Origin of the sequence: Vibrio sp. YT-18 (assembly GCF_033337345.1) — a bacterium.
Lineage (GTDB): Bacteria > Pseudomonadota > Gammaproteobacteria > Enterobacterales > Vibrionaceae > Vibrio > Vibrio alginolyticus.
In genome coordinates, this window is the sequence record NZ_JAWOQO010000068.1 from 1 (window position 1) to 1797 (window position 1797).

1 protein-coding gene and 1 pseudogene are annotated in these 1797 nt (G+C 48.0%); both read right to left on the reverse strand.

The genetic code is table 11. The annotated features are described in order from the left end of the window. Positions 1-139: pseudogene (locus R7M72_RS24320) on the reverse strand (3'-5' exonuclease); the annotation flags it as partial. Between the two features lie 32 nt (positions 140-171). Next, on the reverse strand, positions 172-1797 hold a 1626-nt coding region (locus R7M72_RS24325), incomplete at its 5' end, for a DUF294 nucleotidyltransferase-like domain-containing protein (protein WP_318056368.1).

The following is a 1797-nucleotide window of genomic DNA, read 5'->3' on the forward strand; positions in this document are numbered from 1 at the left end:
ACTCAGCACGGTTCGGATCAAGGCTGGTGGTCTCACAATCTAGAGACACAAACTCGGTTTTGTGTGGCGCACAAAACAGCGACTGATAAGGCGAGCCTTTCAGTTTGTAATGCCAATATTTGCGTTGTAACCAGTTCATCCTCTACGCCTCATTTTGACTTGTGTAAGCGCTTAATCGCGGATTTGATAGTGGAAGCCCAAGAACTGCTTAAACTTCTTCACCACATGCAAGCTATGACGCAGCAAGTCACGCTCGGTTCGGTCTAACTGTTTGATATCAATATTGTTAAGTGTTTCTTGTTTACTCAATTGCTGATGAAGGCGAATCTTAAAGAACAGCTTCAACGCTTCGTTTAAGTTGTCTGCGGTCTCCGGTTCTAAGATGCGTTTTTTTCTTAGTGCTTCGATGCGTTCAAAGGTGTTTTTTTCTTCAATCGCATATTCCAACGACAAGGTGCGAATACCATGCACGATAGGGAAGATGCCACCACGTTTGATATCCAAACCATCCTTGGCACTTTTTACGTTGCCAAACAAAGTAAGGGGCACGGAAAATTGCAAAGCAGGGCGCGTGAAATCCGACAAAACCAGCATGCGATCTTTCATGCTGTCTCTGAGATGGTTTGCTATTGGGGTGAGAAGCTCTCGATTTCCTGCTACTGCATGTGCGTCACTGAAAATCGCCAAGTCCATGATTGGTTCAGGCTCCGCCTTCGCAATCCAATGATCTAAGGTGTGGATCCACTCTTGCTGCGTTTTGACCCATTTCGGGTTGTTGACCATCACTTTGCCGGGGCAGAGTGGGTAACCAAGCTGCTGCAGAGTATGGGTAAATGATTGCATTACTTGTTCGCAATGCGGCCATTCTAGCCCGTCTTCAATAATGAGCGCGTTGTCTTGGTCGGTCTTAAGAATTTGCTCGCCACGCCCTTCTGAGCCCAGCACGATCAAACAACAGTGGTCGTGCAAAGCGGGTGGCACCACCAGTTCAAAGGCTTTTTCGATAATTTGTTCGTTTACCGCAGAGATGAGCTCCATGATGAAGCGAGTGCGGATGCCGTTTCTCAGCAAGCTTTCTACCAGTTGACGTTGACGGTTTGAGGCCAACGCCAGTTCTTCTACGCTGCTTGCTCGTGCAATGCTGAGTGTTAACACGTGGGAATGCGTCGAAAACGCGCTGAGAATTTGTGTCATGTCGAGCATGCCCACCGCGCGATTGCCTTCGCAGACCATCAAACGTTTCATGCGATTACGTGTCATGGTGATCATGGCGTTAAACAGAAAATCCCCGTCATCAACATGGTAGACAGGGAAAGTTGCGATCTCACCTACAGGTGTGTCCACGGCGCAATTATCCAACATAACCGAGTGCAGCATGTTGGTACGAGTCACGATGGCGTACGGGTGAGCTGACGGCCATTTTTCCAATCGCGGGTCGTCGTCATGGAGCTGAACCAATGCAGCATCGATGCCGTTATCTTTTAGAGTTCGAGTTACCTCGTTGATTGGCGTTTCTGGCGCGAGGATCATCGGCGGATGATAAATGCTGTTATCGACTTTGGTCAGAATAAATTCGGCCAAGTTTTGCTGTTGCTGCGCGGCTTCGATGAGTTCTTGTCGTTTGGATAAGTTGTTGTCGAAGTAAGCTGCGAACTGGCCATTCTCGTTATAAAGCTCGAGAAAAACGTCTTTTGGCAGTAAGTACGAAAGGGTGTCTTCCAGCGCGATGTATTGATGTCGAACGCATTCTTCAAACAGTGAACGCACGACAAACATGTCGTCATTGGCGTAGTGAGC